This window comes from Kerstersia sp. (genome assembly GCF_052103615.1).
Taxonomy (GTDB): Bacteria; Pseudomonadota; Gammaproteobacteria; order Burkholderiales; family Burkholderiaceae_B; genus Kerstersia.
The window spans coordinates 1-15,723 of record NZ_JBQEKA010000073.1 but is presented as its reverse complement, the minus strand read 5'-3'; the positions used below and the strand labels follow the sequence as shown (position 1 = coordinate 15,723).

Annotated in this window: 14 protein-coding genes; 2 read left to right on the top strand and 12 right to left on the bottom strand. The window is 63.6% G+C overall.

Annotated features, from left to right (window positions below; translation table 11 throughout):
* The 6 genes from ACTJGZ_RS12860 to rmuC form a co-directional block, all read right to left on the bottom strand.
* A partial coding sequence (locus ACTJGZ_RS12860) for a class I tRNA ligase family protein (RefSeq protein ID WP_441663313.1) occupies positions 1-1,230 on the bottom strand: 1,230 nt, incomplete at its 3' end.
* A gap of 87 nt (positions 1,231-1,317) precedes the next feature.
* Entirely contained in the window at positions 1,318-2,535 is a 1,218-nt protein-coding gene (locus tag ACTJGZ_RS12855) for an MFS transporter (RefSeq protein WP_441663312.1), read from the bottom strand.
* A gap of 91 nt (positions 2,536-2,626) precedes the next feature.
* Entirely contained in the window at positions 2,627-3,148 is a 522-nt protein-coding gene (locus ACTJGZ_RS12850; protein WP_441663311.1) for a MarR family winged helix-turn-helix transcriptional regulator, read from the bottom strand.
* 240 nt (positions 3,149-3,388) lie between these two features.
* Entirely contained in the window at positions 3,389-4,015 is a 627-nt protein-coding gene (locus ACTJGZ_RS12845; protein WP_441663310.1) for a LysE family translocator, read from the bottom strand.
* A 298-nt stretch (positions 4,016-4,313) separates the two neighbouring features.
* Positions 4,314-5,156, bottom strand: coding sequence for an AraC family transcriptional regulator (locus tag ACTJGZ_RS12840; RefSeq protein ID WP_441663309.1), 843 nt, complete (start codon positions 5,154-5,156; stop codon positions 4,314-4,316).
* Positions 5,153-6,649 carry a DNA recombination protein RmuC gene (gene rmuC / locus ACTJGZ_RS12835; protein WP_441663308.1) on the bottom strand — a complete coding sequence of 499 codons (1,497 nt, stop codon included), beginning with the start codon at positions 6,647-6,649 and terminating at the stop codon, positions 5,153-5,155. The genes ACTJGZ_RS12840 and rmuC overlap by 4 nt, the downstream gene beginning before the upstream one ends.
* A 257-nt stretch (positions 6,650-6,906) precedes the next feature.
* Here rmuC and ACTJGZ_RS12830 point away from each other — a divergent pair, with 257 nt between their 5' ends.
* Positions 6,907-7,242, top strand: coding sequence for a thioredoxin family protein (locus ACTJGZ_RS12830; protein WP_441663314.1), 336 nt, complete (start codon positions 6,907-6,909; stop codon positions 7,240-7,242).
* Positions 7,243-7,470: 228 nt separating this feature from the next.
* Here ACTJGZ_RS12830 and ACTJGZ_RS12825 read toward each other — a convergent pair whose 3' ends face one another.
* The 6 genes from ACTJGZ_RS12825 to rpmB form a co-directional block, all read right to left on the bottom strand.
* Complete coding sequence (locus tag ACTJGZ_RS12825) at positions 7,471-9,642, bottom strand: malate synthase G (protein ID WP_441663307.1); 2,172 nt, start codon at positions 9,640-9,642, stop codon at positions 7,471-7,473.
* 328 nt (positions 9,643-9,970) lie between these two features.
* A complete protein-coding gene (locus ACTJGZ_RS12820; RefSeq protein WP_441663306.1) occupies positions 9,971-10,774 on the bottom strand; it encodes an ABC transporter ATP-binding protein in 804 nt (267 codons plus the stop codon).
* A complete protein-coding gene (locus tag ACTJGZ_RS12815; protein ID WP_441663305.1) occupies positions 10,767-12,677 on the bottom strand; it encodes an ABC transporter permease in 1,911 nt (636 codons plus the stop codon). The genes ACTJGZ_RS12820 and ACTJGZ_RS12815 overlap by 8 nt, the downstream gene beginning before the upstream one ends.
* Entirely contained in the window at positions 12,674-13,885 is a 1,212-nt protein-coding gene (locus tag ACTJGZ_RS12810) for an ABC transporter substrate-binding protein (protein ID WP_441663304.1), read from the bottom strand. The genes ACTJGZ_RS12815 and ACTJGZ_RS12810 overlap by 4 nt, the downstream gene beginning before the upstream one ends.
* A gap of 180 nt (positions 13,886-14,065) precedes the next feature.
* Positions 14,066-14,233 carry a 50S ribosomal protein L33 gene (gene rpmG, locus ACTJGZ_RS12805; protein WP_068366564.1) on the bottom strand — a complete coding sequence of 56 codons (168 nt, stop codon included), beginning with the start codon at positions 14,231-14,233 and terminating at the stop codon, positions 14,066-14,068.
* A gap of 32 nt (positions 14,234-14,265) precedes the next feature.
* Positions 14,266-14,502 carry a 50S ribosomal protein L28 gene (rpmB, locus tag ACTJGZ_RS12800; RefSeq protein ID WP_441663303.1) on the bottom strand — a complete coding sequence of 79 codons (237 nt, stop codon included), beginning with the start codon at positions 14,500-14,502 and terminating at the stop codon, positions 14,266-14,268.
* 510 nt (positions 14,503-15,012) lie between these two features.
* On the opposite strand from rpmB, the gene ACTJGZ_RS12795 reads away from it, so the two are divergent.
* Positions 15,013-15,723 (top strand): isocitrate/isopropylmalate family dehydrogenase (locus tag ACTJGZ_RS12795; RefSeq protein ID WP_441663302.1); only part of this gene is annotated, 711 nt, incomplete at its 3' end.

Below are 15,723 nucleotides of genomic sequence, written 5' to 3'. Positions count from 1 at the left end.
ATAGGCCAGGCCATCGTATTTGTCGGAGTTGATGGTGACGCCAGCCTGCTTGTCGCCGTACCAGTCCTGCCAGGTTTGGTCGGAGAAGGTCTTGCCGTCCAGCGCGATCACCTGGCGGATAGGCAGCTGATACTTCAGCGCGAAAGCGAAATCGCGTTCGTCGTGCGCCGGGACGCCCATGACCGCGCCGTCGCCGTAGCTCATCAGGACGTAGTTGCCGACCCAGACCGGAATCTGGGCGCCTGTCAGCGGGTGCGTGACGCTCAGGCCGGTGGGCAGGCCTTCTTTTTCCCGCGTGGCGATTTCCGCTTCGGAAGTGCCGCCCTGGCGCACTTTTTCGATGAATGCCGCCAGCTCGGGGTTGTTGCGGGCCGCATGGCGGGCCAGCGGATGTTCCGGCGCCACCGCGCAGAAGGTCACACCCATGACGGTGTCGGCACGCGTGGTAAAGACGTACATCAGGCCGTCCTGGATCAGGGCGCCGCTGTCATCATGAATGTCGTGCTTGAAGGCGAAACGCACGCCCTGGCTCTTGCCGATCCAGTTGTCCTGCATGATGCGCACGCGTTCCGGCCAGCCGGGCAGCCCGCCTTCCAGCGTTTCGTGCAGTTCTTCGGCGTAGTCGGTGATGCGCAGGTAATAGCCGGGAATTTCACGTTTTTCCACGGGGGCGCCAGAGCGCCAGCCGCGGCCATCGACCACTTGCTCATTGGCCAGCACGGTCTGATCTACCGGATCCCAGTTGACGGTCTGGGTCTTGCGGTAGGCAATGCCTTTTTCAAGCATTTTCAGGAACAGCCATTGGTTCCATTTGTAGTAAGACGGATCGCAGGCGCACATTTCGCGCGACCAGTCGATCGCCAGACCCATCGCCTTCATCTGCTTCTTCATGTAGGCGATGTTGTCGTAGGTCCACTTGGCGGGCGGCACCTTGGACTTGATGGCGGCGTTTTCCGCCGGCATGCCAAAGGCGTCCCAACCCATGGGCATCAGGACGTTGTAGCCGCGCATGCGCAGCTGGCGCGTCATCATGTCGTTGATGGTGTAGTTGCGCACATGCCCCATGTGTAGCTTGCCGCTGGGGTAGGGCAGCATGCTGCATGCGTAGAACTTCGGCTTTTCCGAGCCGTCAGCATTCTTGGCATGCTCGGTGACACGATAGGCGTCGCGGCCTTGCCAGTCTTGCTGGGCCAGGGATTCGACGACGAGGGGCTGGTAGCGATCCTGCATGATATTCACGTCATTCAGAAAATAATGAGCGCGGCCAGCTGGCCGCGCAAGAAGGTATCCATTATAGGGGGATGCGCCGCCGGGCGGCTAACCTTGGCGGCAGTGCTGGTCAAAGGCCTTGGCGCTGGCCGGAGAAGCGCGCCGGATCAGGATCAGCGAAAGCAGCACCACGCCGGCCATCAGGCTCCAGGCGGATTCCAGGCTGCCCAGGCTGTCGCGCAGCTGGCCGGCGGCAAAAGGCAGCAGGCCGGCCACCAGATAGCCGATACCCTGGACAAAGGCGGCCAGTACCCCGGCATTGCGCGGCACGCTGGCGTGATCCATGGCCAGAATGAGCGTCAGCGGGAAGAGCGCGCCTATGCCCAGGCCCAGGATGGCGATGATGAGCCAGGGGGCTGCCAAGGGTATCCAGGCCAGCATCAGGTAGCCTGCCGAGGCCAGCAGAGTGCAGCCAGCCAGCAGGTAGCGGCGGTCCGGGTTGCGCGGGGCAAGCCAGGCGACCAGGAATCCGGCTGCAACTTCAAACAGGGTAAGGACGGCCAGCAGCAGGCCGGCGCGTTGCGGGGATGCGCCCAGTTCGATGTAGTAAGGGGCGAGCCAGGCCAGGGCCAGCGTATAGCAGCTGCCCGAGGCGCAGAACAGGCCGGCCAGCAGCCAGGCGCGCGCATGGCGCCAGGGGCGCAGGACGGTAACGGCGGAGGCAGCGGCAGCGGGCGTTGCCGCCGTGGCGGGCATGCGTGCCGGGTCGCGGAACGCGCGGGTGGCCAGCAGCCAGAGCGCCAGGCCGAGCAAGGCCGGCAGCGCCCACATCGCCAGTGCGGGTTCCCAGGTCATGCTGTGCAGCAGGACAGGCGTGCCGGCGGCGGACATGGCGGCGCCGCCCATAATCATGCTGACGTACAAGGCCATCAGCGTATCTATCTGTTGGGGAAAGTGCTGCTTGATGAAGCCAGGCACCAGGGTTTGGGTAATGCCGATACCGATGCCGGCCAGCAGGGCGCTGCCCAGCAGCCAGGCCGGATCCGCCGCCAGCAGCCGCAGCAGGCAGGCGGCGAACACCAGCAGGATGCCGATGGCGACGCCCCGGCGCATGCCCAGGCGGTAAACCGTCGAGCCGGCCAGGGCCAGAAAGCCCATGGCCATGATGGGCAGGCCGGTCACCCAGCCCATGGCCTGATAGCTCAGGCCCGTGGCCGCGCGTATGGTTTCGATCAGCGGGCTGATGACGGCCAGGGCGGGACGCAGGTTGAGGCCGACCAGCAGGATGGCGGCGATACAGAGCAGTTGGCCAGGGCGGAGTTTCATAAGTGAATGCCTGATTGTCTGGGAAATTGGGATGATGCGGTAGGCGGAAAGCGGGGACCGAAAACGATGGACGGCCAGTGGCGGCGCCCGGTCAGCCGTGGTCGTAGGGCAAAAGGAGTTTGCGCAGCAAGGCGGCCAGCGCCAGGCTTTCCGTTGCATTGAGCGGCGCCAGAACGCGCTTCATTTCCGCCATATAGGTGTCCAGTGAGGCCAGCAAAGTGCTTTGGCCATCTGTGGTCAGGCTGACGAAAATGCTGCGGCGGTCATCCGGATTCGGGGCGCGCACGATCAGGCCGCGTTTTTCCAGGGAATCCAGCCGGTAAGTCATGGCGCCCGAGGTCAGCAGCAACTGCTGGGTGAGCTGCTGCGGATGCAGCGAGTAGGGCGGGCCGCTGCGGTAGAGGGCGGCCAGCACATCAAAATCGCCCATTTGCAGGGCATGGGCCCGGAACTGCCGTTGCATATCGCGATCCAGCAGGGCCGCCAGCCGCCAGATGCGGCTGGTGACATGCATGGGAGAGATATCGGCGCCAGGCGCATGCTGCTGCCACTGGCCCAGAATGCCGTCCACAAAATCTTCGTTGGCGGCGCGGCTGTCCGCATCAGCGATCATCGCAGCGGATGACCCGGGTAGCGCTTCTGTTTGCATTATCTTTAAATTAACTATCTTTAATTAAAGATATTTTATGTGGCAGCTCTCTGCCAGTCAAAATTTTTTTGCCCGGCACCGGGATAAAGGCGCCGGGCGATGCCCCCAGATGATGGCGCAAATAGGGGCGGGGTAACGGCTTAACGACCTAACGGTCTAGCGGCTTAACGGTCTAGTGGTCTAGCGGCCTAGTGACTTAGTGGCCTAGCGGTGCAGCGCCAGCAAACGCGCGGCCAGCAGGACAAAGGCCGCCGCAAAAGCGCGGCGCATCCCGCGCAGGACCGCTGGACGCTCCAGCACATGCTGCCGCATGGCGGCGGCAAACAGGCCGTACAGGGTGAAGACGACGAAGGTCATGGCCATGAAGACCAGGCTCAGCATCAGCATCTGCAAGGTGGCGCGGGGGGCGTCCGGAGAAATGAACTGCGGCAGGAACGCCAGGAAAAAAATGGAGAGTTTCGGATTCAGCAGATTGAGCAGAATGCCGGACAGCACGGTGGCGCCATGCGAGCGCGGGGTGTCGTCCGGTGATGCGTCCTCTATGTCTATCCGCAAGCTGCCCCGGCTTTGCAGGGTCATCCAGGCCATCCAGAGCAGATAGGCGACCCCCAGATATTTCACGGTTTCGAACGCCAGCGCGCTGGTGTGCAACAGGGCCGCCAGGCCTGTCAGCGCGGCCAGGAGGTGGGGCACGATGCCCAGGGTGCAGCCGAAGGCGGCCACCACGCTGGCACGCCGCCCGTGCGCCAGCCCTGCGGCAATCGTGTAAACGGCACCGGTGCCGGGCGAAGCCACCACGATGAATGAGGTCAGGAGGAATTCGAGGGTCATGGTGTGTTCTTGCCTCGGGTGCGTGCTGGGGCCCAGGCATCCGCCTGGGGGAAGGAGGGCGTCAGGCGGCGGCAGACAGCCAGTGTGGCGCCAGGGGCCGGGCGCGAGGCCTCAGCGGCGCCGCGCCATGGCGGCTTGGGCAGGCCATGGCAAGGCATGGGCGGGAAGGGACAGACGGGAAAAGACAAGACAGTGCTCCGATCCAAAGGGGGAGGCGTCAGTCTGTGATGCGCGGGCGGGCGCGTCTTGCAAAAAATTGCAGCGCCTGTAACGGGCGCTTATGGCCAGCGGGGGCGTTTCAGGCCGGGAAGGCGTGATGGCGATGGCGGGCCTGGCGGGCTTGGCGGGCATACAGGCCGGGGGAAAAGCCGAAGCAGCTTACAAAGCACCGGGTCATATGGCTTTGATCTGAAAAGCCGCAGGCCAGGGCGGCGTCCGCCAGCGGCATGCCGCTGGCAATGAGTTGCCGCACCCGCTGTATGCGCCGCTGCACCAGATACGCATGGGGTGTCAGCCCGGTCAGGCGGGCAAAAGCGCGGACCAGCTGGAAGCGGCTCATGTCTGCTTCCCGGGCCAGTTCGGCGAGCGATAAGTGCGCGTGCGGGGCGTCATCTATCATGGTTTTGGCGCGGACTGCCGAGGTGTCGCGCGCTGCTGCCACGGGCAAGGGGCGATCCAGCAGATAGCTCAGCAGCAGCGGCAGGGTTTCGTCCAGGGCCAGCCGTTCGCTGCCGGGCGCGGCGTGAGCGACGGCCTGATACAGCTTGCGGAACAGGGGGGCGGCCTGGGCGTTGCGCAGAGCCGGATAGGCGAACTCCTGGGGGCGCAGGCCCGAACCTTCCGCCATATCAGCCAGGGCGCCGGTAATGAGCGGCGGGGCGAAATACAGCATATGCCAGCAGCGCGCTTCGCCGCCTACCGGCATGCCATCATGCACTTCACCCGGGTTGACCGAAATGAGGTCACCGGCGAGCGCCTCCACCTGGCCCCGGCCGCTGGCCGAGCGCTGCGCGCCGGTCATGATCAGGCCGATGCCGAATTCATCATGGATATGCCGGGCAAAATGCCGCCGGGAACGCGCTTCGACGATGTCGATGCCCAAGTCTGCGAGACGGCGCAGGTTGACAGCGTGCGCTGTCATGATGGGGCTGGCGGGTCGGCCGGAGGGTTGCCAGCGGCACTGGCGGCGCCAGTATCCGGCTGCTCCGGATGATCCGGCTGATCTGGCTGATCTGGATCAGCCAGCTCCAGGGCGGCGCGCTGAACCAGGTGCGCCGGCAGATTGCCTTGCACGGCAACGCCCAGGCGCTGGAAGTCATTGGCTTGCTGAATCAGATTGCCGCGTCCTGAAACCAGGCGGTTCATGGCGGTATGGTGGGCATCGCGGGCACGTTCCAGCGCCTTGCCGACTTCTTCCATGCTGTCCAGAAAACCGGCGAGTTTGCGATAAACGCCAGAGGCGCGTTCGGCCAGCTCCATGGTGTGGCGGTTCTGGGCTTCGAAGCGCCAGAGCTGGCGCACGATATTCAGACTGGACAGCAAGGTGGTGGGCGTCGTGACCAGCACATTGCTTTCTATGGCCCGCTGGAACAGTTCGCTGTCGGCCCGCATGGCTTCAGCAAAGGCAGATTCAATGGGGATGAACATAAAGACCATCTCCGGGGTATTCAAGCCTGGCAACTGAAAGTAAGAGCGGTCGGAGAGTTCCTTGATGCGGCTGCCAATGGCGGCGACGTGTTCTTTCAGCGCCTGGGCGCGTTGCGCCGGGTCATCGCTATTGACGTAGCGGGTGTAGGCATTGAGCGAGGCTTTGGCGTCGATAATCAGGTGTTTGCCCTGGGGCAGATAGAGAATGGCATCCGGGCGGCGCCGGCCGTCTTCGGTCTGGAAGCTGACTTCGCGCCGGTAGTCGCGGCCGTCTTCCAGGCCGGAGCGTTCCAGAACGTTTTCCAGCACCAGTTCGCCCCAGTTGCCTTGTTTTTTGGCCTGGCCTTTGAGCGCGACGGCCAGGCCGTGGGCTTCTTCGCTCATCTGCTGGTTCAGTGCCTTGAGCTGCGCCAGTTCTGCTTTCAGGCTGGCGTGCTGCGCAATGTCCTGGCCGTGGATTTCTTCTATCTTGCCGCGGAATTCATGCAGGCGTTCGCGCAGGGGTTGCAGCACCTGATCGAGGTTTTCCCGGTTGGCCTGCGTGAAGCGGCGGCTCTTGTCTTCCAGAATGTCATTGGCCAGGCTGCGGAACTGGTCGGCCAGGGTATTGCGCGCATCCTGCAAGAGCGCAATTTTTTCTGCGTGGCGTTCCCGCTCCGCGTCCAGCTGCGCCTGCCTGCCCGCCAGGCGTTCTTCCAGCGTGGCGTGTTCGCCGCGCAGCGATTCCAGCGCGGCGCGCCAGTATTCGGTCTGCTCGGTCTGGTCTTCCAGACGCTGATGCAGGCTAAGGATTTCTGCCTCACGCGCTTGCTGGCGTACCTGGGCCGTGCCCAGCTCCGCTTGCAGCGCCAGGCAAGCGCTGTCGATGGCATGGCGCTGGCGGGCGCGCAGCAGCAGGGCGGCGGCGATCAAGCCAAGCAGCAGCCCGGCCAGCAGCAGCACGAGGGCGGATAGGGGGGAGGACAGCTCAGTCAGGAGGGAGGGCATGGATACGCAGCGCCGGCAACACAACAGAAGCTGTCATTGTCCCATGGCGCCTGGGGACAGGCTACGATGTGGCTGACAGGCGTGCTGGCAAGTGCTGCACAGGTGTGCATGGCAGGCGCGGGGGATCCGCGCGCGGTGCATGGAAGAGACACAGACGGCGCCCGCATGGGGCGTTACGAGGAAAGACGGTGATGGACTGGCGTGACGGCAGGCCTGGCAGGGATGAAGAGTACGAAGGGGCGCGCGACGATACCGGTTTGCCCGAAACGGAATTGAACGACGGGACGGCGGATCGTTTTCTGCTGGATGCGAGCGGCACGACGCTGGTGATTTTCCACAGCAGAACCTGTGCCAATTGCGCGGTGGCGCAGCGCCAGCTGCCTGACATGCGCCTGCCCGTGGCCAGGCTGGCCTGGGTGGACGCGGGCGATAACGGCGGCCTGGTGGAACGCTACGAAGTCTTTCACCTGCCGGCGATGTTCGTGGTGCGTGATGGCGTGTTCTATGGCGCGATCCAGGCGCATTTGAGCGCAGTGGATATTGGCCGCCAGATCCGCCTGGCGCTGGATAGCTATCCGGCGGAGTTGCCGTAAGAGCAGGCAGGAACCGGCGTACCCAGACTACCTAGGTGTGCCCCGAGGTGCCTCGGCGTGCCCCGAGGTGCCCCGGTGTTTCCATTAGCCGCTTGCGCGGCATGGCGCCGCCGGCAGGCGCGCAGGGCGCCCTGAGCCGGCGGGGAGACAGCGCCCCGCGGCAGGGAAACAGCGCCCGGCCGTTTATGCCGTGGCGCTGTCCCGTACCGTTGTTGCGGGCTTTGGGGTTTAGCCCTGCGCCTTGACCTTCAGGCGATAGGCATGCAGCAGCGGCTCGGTGTAGCCGTTGGGCTGCTCGCGGCCCTGGAAGACCAGCGCGCGGGCTGCCTGGAACGCCAGTGAGGTATCGAAGTGGCCTGCCATCTTGCGGTAGGCGGGATCCCCGGCGTTCTGCTGATCGACGACTGCTGCCATGCGGCGCAGCGTGGCTTCGACCTGTTCGGCGTTGACGATGCCGTGGTGCAGCCAATTGGCGATATGCTGGCTGGAAATCCGCAAGGTGGCCCGGTCTTCCATCAGGCCGATGTTGTTGATATCCGGCACTTTGGAGCAACCGACACCCTGGTCAACCCAGCGCACCACATAGCCCAATATCCCCTGGGCGTTGTTATCCAGCTCACGCTGGATGTCTTCGGCGTTCCAGTCCGGCTTGGCCACCACGGGGATGTGCAGCAGATCTTCCAGCAGCGCATCACGGACTTGCAGATAAGCGGTCTGCGCCAGCTCGCGCTGCACGGCATGCACATTGATCTGATGATAGTGAATGGCATGCAGCACGGCGGCGGTGGGCGATGGCACCCAGGCGGTATTGGCGCCCGCCTTGGGGTGGGCAATTTTCTGCTCCAGCATGGCAGCCATCAGGTCGGGCATGGCCCACATGCCTTTGCCGATTTGCGCCCGGCCACCCAGGCCGGCATGCAGCCCGGCCAGCACATTATTGCGCTCGTAGGCCTGAATCCAGGCGGAGTGTTTCATGTCTCCCTTGCGCAGGACCGGGCCGGCATTCATGATGCTGTGGATTTCATCGCCGGTGCGGTCCAGGAAGCCGGTGTTGATAAAGGCCACGCGTGCCGGGGCCACAGCGATGCTGGCCAGCAGATTCACGCTGGTACGGCGCTCTTCGTCCATGATGCCAAGCTTGACGGTATGGCGCGGCAGGCCGAAGAGGTCTTCGACACGCGTGAACAGTTCGTCGGCAAAACGGACTTCGGCCGGGCCGTGCATCTTGGGCTTGACGATGTAAATCGAGCGGCGGCGGGAGTTGCGGCCGCTGCTGAGGTCGGGCAGGGCGGCCAGGGTGGTGACCACCGCATCCAGAATGCCTTCGAAGATGTCGGCGCCCTGGGCATCCAGAATGGCCGGGTTGCGCATGAGATGGCCGACGTTGCGCACGAACAGCAGGGAGCGGCCGTGCAGCGCCAGCTTGCCGCCATCGGGCGTGGTGTATTCACGGTCGGGATTAAGGCGGCGGGTGAAGGTTTTGCCGTCTTTGCTGACCGATTCGGTCAGGGTGCCGAGGATCAGGCCCAGCCAGTTGCGATAGATCAGGGTTTTGTCAGCGGCATCGACGGCGGCAACGGAATCCTCGCAGTCGATAATGGTGCTGAGCGCGGCTTCCAGCACGATATCCTTGATATGCGCCGGATCGGTTCGGCCTATCGGATGCTCCGGGTCGAACTGGATATCCAGATGCAGGCCGTTATTTTGCAGCAGCAGGGATTGCGGGGCTTCCGCCGGGCCGCGATAGCCGCGCAGCTGGCCAGGGTCGCGCAGCGCCGTGACGGTGCCGCCCAGGCTGATCTGCAACTGGCCATTGATGATGCGGTAGCGGGTGGCTTCGGCGTGGGAGCCTTGCTGCAATGGCGCGGCTTCATCGAGCAGCGTCCGGCCGCGCGCGATGACTTGCGCTCCGCGCACCGGGTCATAGCCTTGGGTGGGCGCCCCGTCTTCGCGCGGGATGGCATCGGTGCCATAGAGCGCGTCGTACAGGCTGCCCCAGCGGGCGTTGGCAGCGTTCAGGGCATAGCGGGCGTTGCTGGCGGGCACCACCAGTTGCGGGCCGGCCTGTATGGCGATTTCTTCATCGACATTATCCGAACCGGCGGATACGGCCGTGGGCAGAGGCTGCAAATAGCCGATGCTTTCCAGGAATGCGCGGTAGGCGGCAGTGTCGGTGACCGGGCCGGGATGTTCGGTGTGCCACTGATCCAGTTGCTGCTGGAGGCGATCGCGTTCATCCAGCAGTTGTTGGTTGCGGGGCGTGAGATCCTTGACGAGGGCGGCAAAACCAGCCCAGAAGGCATCTGCCTGAATACCGGCAGCGGGCAGGGCTTCATTGGAAAGGAATTCGTCCAGTTCCTGCGCGATACGCAGGCCGTGACGCGAAATGCGATCAGACATTATTGACTCCACCTTGATTGAAACTTTTATTGCCGCGGCATGTTGCATTGCAGCGAACGTCTTTCAGGCTTTTTACCCGAAAAGCATTTCGGCGTATATGGTGATTACGCTTTTTATGTATTAAATCAACGTCTTGCAGGGTGTTAATTTCAGATGGTGAAGTGCGGTTGCATGGCGTGGCATGAATGCCGCTTTTTCTCCGTATGGAGAAATGCTGGCGCTTTCTTTTTCCTGTTTCAGGAAAAAGAATTAGCGGCAGGATACGTTGATGGGCAACCGGAAATGTTGCATTGCAGGCAGCGCGGGAATGCGGCTTTACCCAGGACTGTCAATGGCGCCGCTGGAAACTATCGTTACCGAGATAGGCGCGCCGGACTTGCGGGTCGGCGGCAATGGCGGCGGGGCTGTCCAGGGCAATCAAACGGCCTTGCGCCAGGACGGCGACACGGCTGGCGTGGCGGAAGACAACATCCAGGCTGTGCTCGGTAAAAAGCACGGCCAGCTGATGTTGCTCGACCAGCGCGCGCACCAGATCCATGAGCGCGTGGCGCTCCGCGCTATTCATGCCCGCGGCAGGCTCATCCATCAGCAGCAGCCGGGGGGCGTGCGCCAGCGCCAGAGCCAGTTCCAGCCGTTTGACGTCGCCGTAGGTCAGCACGCCAGCGGGGCGCGCCGCCTGCTCCGCCAATCCCACCTGCGCCAGCAGGGCGAGCGCTTCTTGAGGCCGGTAGCGGTCGGCCCGGCGCCAGAGACGCATCAGGCGGCGGTCGCGTGACAGCAGGGCGGCTTGCACATTTTCCTGCGCGCTCAGGGTGGCAAAGGTGGCGGCAGTCTGAAAGGTGCGGCCTATGCCCAGGCGCCAGATGGCCTGCGGGCTGAGCCGTGTCAGTTCGCGGCCGTCAAAGCGCACGGAACCGGCGGTTGGCCTGGCCTGGCCGCCAAGAATGTTGAAGCAGGTGGATTTGCCTGCGCCATTGGGGCCGATCAAGGCCAGTATCTCGCCTGCCCGCAGTTCAAAGGAAATGCCGTCCAGGGCGGTGACACCGCCGAATTCCTGGCGCAGGCCATCGACTTGCAACAGCGGCGGGCGCGGGTCAAGAGAGGGGGCGGGCAGGGATGCCGGATCAGGCATGGGACGCTCCTGTGGCCAGCGCAGCCTGGCGGCGGCCGCCCAGCAGGCCGCCGGGTAACAGCACGACCAGGAGCAGGATAATGAGGCCCAGCACAGCATGCCAGTATTCCGTGATGCGGGCGACGGCATCATGCAGCCAGGTGTAGGCGCTGGCGCCGGCCAGCGGCCCGGCCAGTGAATTCAGGCCGCCCAGCATGACCATGACCAGGCCATCGACCGAACGGCCGACGGCTAGGACGTCAGGCGCGATGCTGCCTTTGGAGAAGGCATAGAGCGAGCCTGCCATGCCGGCAAAAAAAGCGGCCGCGATAAAGCCTGCCCACTGCAGCTTGCGCGTGTTCATGCCGAGTGCCTGGGCGCGCGCGCTATGGTCGCGTGTGGCGCGCAGGCCCAGCCCCAAGGGGGAAAAAATCAGCCGCCGCAGCAGGAAGATGCACACGGCGCATGCCGTCAGGCTGAGATAGTAATAGGCTTGCGGCGTATCCAGCCAGGGCGGCGGCCAAAGGCCTATCAGGCCGTTGCTGCCGCCGGTCAGACTGTCGAATTGATAGGCCAGGGCCCAGATGATCTGTGCGCAGGCCAAGGTCAGCATCGCCATATAAACGCCGGACAGGCGGACGCAGAACCAGCCGAATAGCAGGGCGGCCAACACGGCCAGCAGCGGCCCCAGCAACAACGCGGTTTCCATGGGCAGGCCAGCATGAATGGCGGCGAAAGCCGCGCCGTAGGCGCCCAGGCCGAACCAGGCGGCATGGCCGAATGAGTGCATGCCGGCAGGACCGATCAGAAAGTGCAGGCTGGCGGCAAACAGCGCGGCAATCAGAATGTCGGTGCCCAGAATGGTGAGATACGGCCAGGTATCGGCCATGAGAGGCAATGCGGCGAGCAAGACCAGCAGCAGCCCGTAGGCCAGTTGCTGGCGGCGTCCGGCGGGCCGCAAGGCGGCGGCGCCCCGTTCCGGGGCCGGGGCAGGCAGCGGCTTGCCCAGCAGTCCCCAGGGGCGCCAGACCAGCACCAGGGCCATCACAATGAATTCGGCGGCAAGTGTCAGGCGGGACAGGCTGAAGACTTGCCCGGCAATCGTGACGTCGCCGATGAAAATGCACAGCGCCTTGATTTCGCAGATCAGCAGGGCCGCCAGGAACGCGCCCGGAATGGAGCCCAGGCCGCCCACCACGACGACGACAAACGCGCTGGCAATGACTTCGATATCCAGGCCCAGCGTGGCGGGGGTGCGTGGCGCTGCCAGCGCGCCGCCCAGGCCGGCGAGGAAAGCGCCGATAACAAACGCGCTGGTAAAGAGCAGCGCCTGGTTTACGCCCAGGGCGGAGAGCATGTCGCGGTTTTCGGCTGCGGCGCGCAGCAGCATGCCCCAGCGCGTGCGTTGCTGCAGCAGCCATAACAGCCCCAGCACGGCAGGCCCGGCGACAATCAGGAACAGGTCATAGGCAGGAAAGCGCCGCCCCAGTAATTCGATGGCATGGCCCAGGCCGGGAGCGCGCGCGGCGAACTGATCGGCAGGCCCCCAGACGGCCAGCGCGAGATCGCCCAGCAGCAGCACGAAGGCGAAAGTGGCCAGCAGCTGGAAGAGCTCCGGGGCGCGATAGATGCGGCGCAGGACAACAATTTCCAGCAAACCGCCCAGCAGGCCTATGGCCAGCGCTGCCAGCGGCAGCGCCAGCCAATAAGCAGCGCCTTCCCAGGGACTGCCGGCGCTCCAGTGGGCGGCGTAGCGGGTCAGGCTGACCGCCAGGTACATGCCCAGCATGTAGAAGGAGCCGTGGGCAAAGTTGACGATGCGCGTCACGCCGAAGACCAGCGATAGCCCTGCTGCAACCAGAAACAGCGCGCTGGCGTCGGCCAGGCCATTGAGCAGCTGCAGCAGCAGCCCGCTGAAACTCATCGCGGCGCAGTCCTCAAACGGCGCACGGTGTCATCGCCGGGTTGCAGCGTGGCGCCATCCAGATAGCGGATATTGCGCATGACGCCTTCGCCGTTCTCAAGATCGGTGGTGCCCACATAAACGCCCAGCGTCGATTGGTGGTCGAGGTCGCGATATTCGATGGGCCCATAGGGGCTGTCGAGCTGCAGGCCGCGGAAGGCCTGGATCAGGGCTTCGGTATCGGTGCTGCCGGCTTTCTCGATGCCAGCGGCCAGGGACATCAGCGAGGCATAGCCCACGACCGAGCCGACCTTGGGGTTCTGCTTGAAGCGTTCCTGATAGGCGTTGACGAAGGCCTGGTTCTGCGGCGTGTCGATGGCATACCAGGGGTAGCCGGTGACAATCCAGCCCTTGGGAGTTTCCGCGCCCAGGGCTTCCAGGTATTCGGGTTCGCCGGAAAGCACCGACACCACATCGCGGCCTTCGAACAGGCCGCGTGTATTGCCTTCGCGTACAAAACGCGTCAGGTCGGCGGCGAACAGGACATTGAAAATGGCGTCCGGTTTGGCATCGGCCAGCGCCTGCACCACAGGGCCGGCATCGAGTTTGTTGAGCGGCGTGGCGATTTCAGCAACGAATTCGACATCCGGCTGGGCGGCGCGCAGCATTTCCTTGAAGGTGGCGACTGCGGATTGCCCATACTCATAGTCGGGATAGACGATGGCCCAGCGCTTTTTCTTCAGCGCGATGGCCTCGGGAGCCAGGGCGGCCACGTGCATCCAGGTGGACGGGCGCAACCTGAAGGTGTAGCGGTTGCCGCTGCCCCAGGTGATTTTGTCGGTCAGGGGTTCTGCGGCCAGGAAGAAAACTTTGCGTTGACGGGCGAAGTCCGTCAGCGCCAGGCCGGTATGAGACAGAAAACCGCCGAACAGCACTTCCACGCGTTCACGCGATAGCAATTCCTGGGCGGCGCGTACCGATTCGCCCGGATTGGCGTTGTCATCGCGCCAGACGACTTCTACCGGACGCCCCAGGATGCCGCCGCGGGCATTGATCTCATCGCGTGCCAGTTCCCAGCCCAGTTTGTAGGGTTCCAGAAAAGCAGGAATGGCTTTGTAGCTGTTGACTTCACCGATGCGCAGCGGCTTTTCGGCGGAAGCCTGGAAGGCGGTCAGGCTCAAGGAAGAGCCCAGCAGCAGGCCCAGGGCAAGGCGGCGGAGGCGGGACATGATGGCAGCGTCCAATAGTTATCGTCAATATAAGTATAAGTCGCGTGTCTGTCCGGGCGGAAGATAGATTAATCAGGGATAACCCTTGATTGCCGCTGCGCGCAAACGATGGCGCGCCGTTCCGGCAAAAGAAAAGGCCCTGTAAAAACAGGGCCTTTCAGGCTAATGCAGCGCAGTGGCTTACTTCAGCTTGGTTTCTTTGTAGTCCACGTGCTTGCGAGCGACGGGATCAAACTTCTTGATCAGCATCTTCTCGGGCATATTGCGCTTGTTTTTGCTGGTCGTGTAGAAGTGACCGGTGCCGGCAGTGGATTCCAGCTTGATCTTTTCGCGAATACCTTTGGCCATGGTGTGCTCCTAGTGAAATGCAGCTGGGCTGCTTAGGCGGCTTGGCCGCGGGCGCGCAGCTCGGCCAGGACGGCGTCGATGCCGTGCTTGTCGATGGTGCGCAGGGCGTTGGCGGAAACGCGCAGGCGAACCCAGCGATTTTCGCTTTCAACCCAGAACCGGCGCGATTGCAGGTTGGGCAGGAAACGGCGTTTGGTCTTGTTGTTCGCGTGCGAAACGTTGTTGCCCACCGCTGGGCCCTTGCCGGTCACTTGGCATACGCGTGCCATGGTTGCACCTCTAGTCAATAAATGTCGCTGCCAACCATGTTTCAGGCTGGTCGCCCTGCCTTTGTGGCCAGGCTGCAGGCGTCTGTTGAATATAAAAACCCGTGTTGCTCTGCCATGGCGCGGTAATCGCGCTACAGCACCGCATTCGCGGGGGCGCCAGCAGGACCCGTAAGGGTCAGGGGTGAGGCGCCAGCTCAAAAATACGGCTCGGGACACAAATCGTGTCTCGTAAAGACGGCTATTCTACTACGCAGGTCAGACGCTTGACAAGTTGTGTTGTTCTCACCACGCATTGCCCCGCTGCGCCAGGCGTGATGCGGGCCGCCAATTCCTCTGGCGCGCAGGCCGCGCGGGCCCCTAAGGCGGCGCGATTGCCGGATGCAGGATAAAATCGCTGATCAGTCTGCCTGGACACGCCGCATGCGGCGCAAGGAGGGACGGCGCGGCCACCGGCCGCCCGTAGGCCAGGCAGTGTCGCACAAGCGTTGAACCAAAAGCATACGAGCGCCTATGTCTTTCCAGCACATCAAGGTTCCAGAGCAGGGCCAGAAAATTACAGTCAATAGCGATGGCTCGCTGAATGTTCCCGATCAGGTCATCATTCCTTTTATAGAGGGCGATGGCATAGGCGTGGATATCACGCCGGTCATGCAGTCGGTCGTGGCTGCCGCCGTCGAGAAAGCCTATGGCGGCAAACGCGCCATTCACTGGATGGAAGTCTTTGCCGGAGCCAAGGCGACCCGGGTGTACGGGCCGGACATGCTGTTGCCGGACGAAACCCTGGATGCGCTGCGCGAATACGTCGTGTCTATCAAGGGGCCGCTGGCCGCCCCGGTGGGCGGCGGCATCCGTTCCCTGAACGTGGCCCTGCGCCAGCGGCTGGATCTGGATGTCTGCCTGCGTCCCGTGGCGTATTTCAAGGGCGTGCCGGCGCCGGTGCGCGAGCCGGAAAAAACCGATGTGGTCATCTTCCGTGAAAACTCCGAGGATATTTACGCCGGGATCGAATTCCAGGCGGAATCCGAGCAGGCCAAGGAATTGATCGAGTTCCTGCGCAACCGCCTGGGGGCGGGCAGCAAGATCCGCTTCCCGGATACGGCTTCGCTGGCCGTGAAGGTGGTGTCGCGCGAAGGAACCGAACGCCTGGTGCGCAAAGCCGCGCAATATGCGATCGACCATGACCGCAGTTCGATCACGCTGGTTCACAAGGGCAACATCATG

Coding starts and splice junctions, on each gene's coding strand:
- ACTJGZ_RS12855 (WP_441663312.1), bottom strand. CDS start 2,535: ATGAAACTCCGCCCTGGCCAACTGCTCTGTATCGCCGCCATCCTGCTG.
- ACTJGZ_RS12850 (WP_441663311.1), bottom strand. CDS start 3,148: ATGATCGCTGATGCGGACAGCCGCGCCGCCAACGAAGATTTTGTGGAC.
- ACTJGZ_RS12845 (WP_441663310.1), bottom strand. CDS start 4,015: ATGACCCTCGAATTCCTCCTGACCTCATTCATCGTGGTGGCTTCGCCC.
- ACTJGZ_RS12840 (WP_441663309.1), bottom strand. CDS start 5,156: ATGACAGCGCACGCTGTCAACCTGCGCCGTCTCGCAGACTTGGGCATC.
- rmuC (WP_441663308.1), bottom strand. CDS start 6,649: ATGCCCTCCCTCCTGACTGAGCTGTCCTCCCCCCTATCCGCCCTCGTG.
- ACTJGZ_RS12825 (WP_441663307.1), bottom strand. CDS start 9,642: ATGTCTGATCGCATTTCGCGTCACGGCCTGCGTATCGCGCAGGAACTG.
- ACTJGZ_RS12820 (WP_441663306.1), bottom strand. CDS start 10,774: ATGCCTGATCCGGCATCCCTGCCCGCCCCCTCTCTTGACCCGCGCCCG.
- ACTJGZ_RS12815 (WP_441663305.1), bottom strand. CDS start 12,677: ATGAGTTTCAGCGGGCTGCTGCTGCAGCTGCTCAATGGCCTGGCCGAC.
- ACTJGZ_RS12810 (WP_441663304.1), bottom strand. CDS start 13,885: ATGTCCCGCCTCCGCCGCCTTGCCCTGGGCCTGCTGCTGGGCTCTTCC.
- rpmG (WP_068366564.1), bottom strand. CDS start 14,233: ATGGCCAAAGGTATTCGCGAAAAGATCAAGCTGGAATCCACTGCCGGC.
- rpmB (WP_441663303.1), bottom strand. CDS start 14,502: ATGGCACGCGTATGCCAAGTGACCGGCAAGGGCCCAGCGGTGGGCAAC.